Below are 3,365 nucleotides of genomic sequence, written 5' to 3'. Positions count from 1 at the left end.
CCGTCGGACTCTGGTCGAAGCATCCGCTGACCGGCACCCGGCCGCTGGACATCAAACCCCGGGGGATCAGGGACGGCTGGAGCCGCGGGCTGCGGACCGTGGTCCACACTCCGCACGGCGAACTGGCGGTGTATGTCGCGCATCTGCCCTCGGTCCGAGTCGGGGCGAGCGGCTTCGCGTCCTCCTGGCGCGACGAGAGCGCCGGCCTGCTGGGCGAGGCCGTCGCCGCCGAGGAGCTGAGAGCGGTGATCCTGCTGGGCGACCTCAACGGCACGGTCGNNTTCCCGCTGGCCAGGATCGACCAGGTCATGGCCCGCTCGGCGAGCGTCGGCCACATCCGTACCCTGCCCGCCACCGGCAGCGACCATCTGCCGGTCGCGGCCGAGATCACACTCGGCTGAAGGAGCGGTCCCGCCGGATTCCGTACGCGGCGGCCGGGCCGTGCGCGCCGCGCCTCGCCGGCGGTGGTGCCGGGCTTCGCCGCTCCTACCAGTCGGTGAGGTCCACCAGATGGGAGCAGTGGGGATCGCCGCCGGCCGGCGTCCTGCGCTCCTCCTCGGTGATCAGGGACGGCAGGGCCGCGAGCAGGGCGGTGATGGCGCCGGAGGGGCGGACGTCGGCGGCGATCACCCCGGGGATGTCCTCGGTGTCGACATAGAGACGCAGCCGGTCCTGGTCCAGGAACAGGAAACCCCGCAGGCGCGGGTCCGGCTGTTCCTCGGTGAAGGGGCAGGCGATGCCGCGCAGGATGATCAGGGCGTTGTCGTCGGCGGTGGCGGTGGTCTCGTCCACGGCCGCCAGGTCCACACGGACGAGGGTCATGCCCATCACGGTGCTCACGCTGTCGCTGGAGTAGAGGCGGGTACCGGTGAGCAACGTGCGCAGGACGCCGGTGATGTCGCCCGCGACGACCGGGTCCTCGCCCACGCGCAGAGGGACCTCGTAGGCCGTCAGCCGGTCCGGCGTGTGGTCGGTGCCGGTGACGATCCGGACGGCTTCGGCGGGCGGCGGTACGGGCAGGATGCCCCGGATGTACTGGGTGCCGACGAGCGGTGCGTGGATGTGATGGAGCAGCAGACGGGTGATGTCCGCCTGCTGCTCCGCGATCTCCTCATCCGTGGACGTCATCCGTTGATCCAGTTGGGGCACTTGTTCGTGCCCTTGCAGTAGGCGGTGATGACGCCGATCCTCTGCCCGGCGCCCGCGTCGTACCGTCCGTCGGATGTCTTCCGCGCGTACTGGACGATGACGACGATCGGCACCCGGCGGCTGCCGTTGATCGCGTAGCCCCAGTATTCGAGCCGGGCGCCGTTCTTCTTGTCGACCTTACCGGCGAGAGCCGCGTTGACGATCGCGCACTTTCTGATGTTGTGCTTGCCGGAGAAGTGATTCCACCCGAGCTCATGGTTTCCCATGCGCGTGGGGATGACCCGGCCCTCCGGGTCGGTCTGTTTGCACGTGACGTTCTTGTTCCAGTACGGCGCCGCGTGCGCGGGCGCGGCGGGTGCGGCGAGGAGAGCGGCCACCGTGACGGTCGCCGCGGTGAGAGCCCTGATCATCTTCATGGCTCCACCATGCCATCTGACACGACGCTCGGTCACGGTGAGTCACACAAAGTAATGAATCGAGCGCCGGGGTCTCCCTGTTCCGCCGGAGAGCGAGGAGACTGGGTCCCGGGCCCGGGATGTCACTCCTGGCGCTGCGTCATTCCTGGATGTGGATGGCGAGTGCGGGGCAGACGGCCGCGGCGTGGCGGGTGTCGTCGGCCTGCCGGGCCGGGGGATCGGGGTTGAGGAGCACGGCGATGCCGTCCTCGTCGCGCTGGTCGAACACCTCGGCCGCCGCGACGACGCACTGTCCGGAGGCTACGCATTTGTCCTGGTCGAGGGTGACTTTCACGGGGTCTCTGTCTCCTTCGGTGGTGCTGTTCATGGGGGTGTGGGTGCCGGGCTTCAGGTGGCTCTGGCCTCAGGTGACGCTGGGGCGGGTGCGGGTCACCAGGTGATGGGGAGTTCGTAGACGCCGTAGACGGTTCCGTCGTGTTTGAAGGGGATGCGGTCGAGTTCGGTGGCGAGTCGGAGGGTGGGGATGCGGCGGTAGAGGGTGCTGTAGACGATCTCCAGTTCCAGGCGGGCCAGGGGCTGGCCGAGGCATTGGTGGATGCCGAAGCCGAAGGCGATGTGGTGGCGGGCGTCGCGGGTGAGGTCGAGGCGATCGGGTTCGGGGAAGGTGCCGGGGTCACGGTTGGCGATGTCGTTGGCCATGATCAGGCCCTCGCCGGCGTGGACGACCTGGCCCGCGATCTCGATGTCCTCAAGGGCCACGCGGCGGCGGCCGTTGTGGACGATGTTGAGGTAGCGGAGGAGTTCTTCCACGGCGGAGGTGACGAGTGCGGGGTCGTCGTTGTCGCGCAGAAGGGCGAGCTGGTCGGGGTGTTCGAGCAGGGCGAGTGTGCCGAGGGCGATCATGTTGGCGGTGGTCTCGTGCCCGGCGATCAGCAGCAGCACCCCCATCTGCGCCGCCTCCTGCCGCGTCAGCTCCCCGCCCTTGATCCGCTCGGCGAGGCCGGAGAGGAGGTCTTCGGCGGGTGCGGCGAGCTTCTCGCCCAGGAGTTCGTCCAGATAGGAGTTCAGCGCGCGCATGGCGGAGGCGCGTTGTTCGGGTTCGGCGTCCCGCTTGATGATGATCCTGCTGTTGTCCTGGAAGAAGTCGTGGTCGCTGTAGGGGACTCCGAGCAGTTCGCAGATGACGAGGGAGGGCACGGGCAGGGCGAACGCCTCGACCAGGTCGGCCGGCTTCGGACCGGCCAGCATGGTGTCGATCAGCTCGTCGACGATCTTCTGGATGGCCGGACGCATCGCCCGCACGCGCTTGACGGCGAAGGGAGCGGTCACCATGCGCCGCAGCCGGGCGTGTTCGGGATCGTCCATCAGGATGAAGCTGATGGATCCGCCGCCGGGCGGGAGCGGTGCCCCGTTCGGGTAGCCGGGGCGGGTGATGTCGGCGCTGACCCGCGGGTCGGAAAGCAGGGCCCGCTGTTCGGCGTAGCGGGTCACCAGCCACGGGGTGCTGCCGTCCCACAGCCGCACCCTGGCGAGCGGGGCCTCCTTCTGCTTGGCCGTGGCGGTCGGGGGCGGGTCGAAGGGGCAGCCCGCCGCCCTCGGCATCGGGAACTCCGGTATTCCCGACGGGCTTTCACCGACCGGGGGCTGGACCGTACTGGTCATCGTGTGCTCCAAGGGGGGTGTCCGCGGCTTGCTCGCGGTTGGTGGGGGAGAGGACAGGGAGGACGGAGACGCTCGGGGGAACGGTGGTGACTCGGGGCGATGGTGGTGAGGGGGGTACGCACCGGTCGCGACCGGTGC

The 3,365-nt window shown here is 69.4% G+C and carries 4 protein-coding genes and 2 pseudogenes; 2 read left to right on the top strand and 4 right to left on the bottom strand.

The features are described from left to right. Together BFF77_RS36545 and BFF77_RS36540 are read left to right on the top strand one after the other, a co-directional pair. Positions 1 to 279: pseudogene (locus BFF77_RS36545) on the top strand (endonuclease/exonuclease/phosphatase family protein); the annotation flags it as partial. Between the two features lie 2 nt (positions 280 to 281). Then, positions 282 to 401 (top strand): annotated as a pseudogene (locus tag BFF77_RS36540) (endonuclease/exonuclease/phosphatase family protein); the annotation flags it as partial. Between the two features lie 85 nt (positions 402 to 486). Here the strand turns inward: BFF77_RS36540 and BFF77_RS36150 are convergent. The 4 genes from BFF77_RS36150 to BFF77_RS03695 form a co-directional block, all read right to left on the bottom strand. After that, positions 487 to 1,128 (bottom strand): hypothetical protein, encoded by a 642-nt coding sequence (locus BFF77_RS36150; protein WP_066943725.1) that lies wholly within the window; start codon positions 1,126 to 1,128, stop codon positions 487 to 489. Continuing rightward, complete coding sequence (locus BFF77_RS03705) at positions 1,125 to 1,565, bottom strand: hypothetical protein (RefSeq protein WP_066943723.1); 441 nt, start codon at positions 1,563 to 1,565, stop codon at positions 1,125 to 1,127. Before BFF77_RS03705 ends, BFF77_RS36150 begins: the two co-directional genes overlap by 4 nt. Before the next feature lie 139 nt (positions 1,566 to 1,704). Beyond that, positions 1,705 to 1,899: a ferredoxin gene (locus BFF77_RS03700; RefSeq protein ID WP_066943721.1), complete on the bottom strand. Its 195-nt coding sequence runs from the start codon at positions 1,897 to 1,899 to the stop codon at positions 1,705 to 1,707. 95 nt (positions 1,900 to 1,994) lie between these two features. After that, positions 1,995 to 3,227, bottom strand: coding sequence for a cytochrome P450 (locus tag BFF77_RS03695; RefSeq protein ID WP_066943727.1), 1,233 nt, complete (start codon positions 3,225 to 3,227; stop codon positions 1,995 to 1,997). Positions 3,228 to 3,365 lie beyond the last annotated feature (138 nt).

Origin of the sequence: Streptomyces lushanensis (assembly GCF_001700515.1) — a bacterium.
Lineage (GTDB): Bacteria > Actinomycetota > Actinomycetes > Streptomycetales > Streptomycetaceae > Streptomyces > Streptomyces lushanensis.
Note: the sequence above shows the minus strand (reverse complement) of the source record. Positions and strands in the feature narration are given on the sequence as shown.

What these genes read in the sequence shown, in the direction of transcription:
- BFF77_RS03705 (WP_066943723.1), bottom strand. Translation starts at nt 1,565, where the DNA reads ATGAAGATGATCAGGGCTCTCACCGCGGCGACCGTCACGGTGGCCGCT.
- BFF77_RS03695 (WP_066943727.1), bottom strand. Translation starts at nt 3,227, where the DNA reads ATGACCAGTACGGTCCAGCCCCCGGTCGGTGAAAGCCCGTCGGGAATA.
- BFF77_RS36150 (WP_066943725.1), bottom strand. Translation starts at nt 1,128, where the DNA reads ATGACGTCCACGGATGAGGAGATCGCGGAGCAGCAGGCGGACATCACC.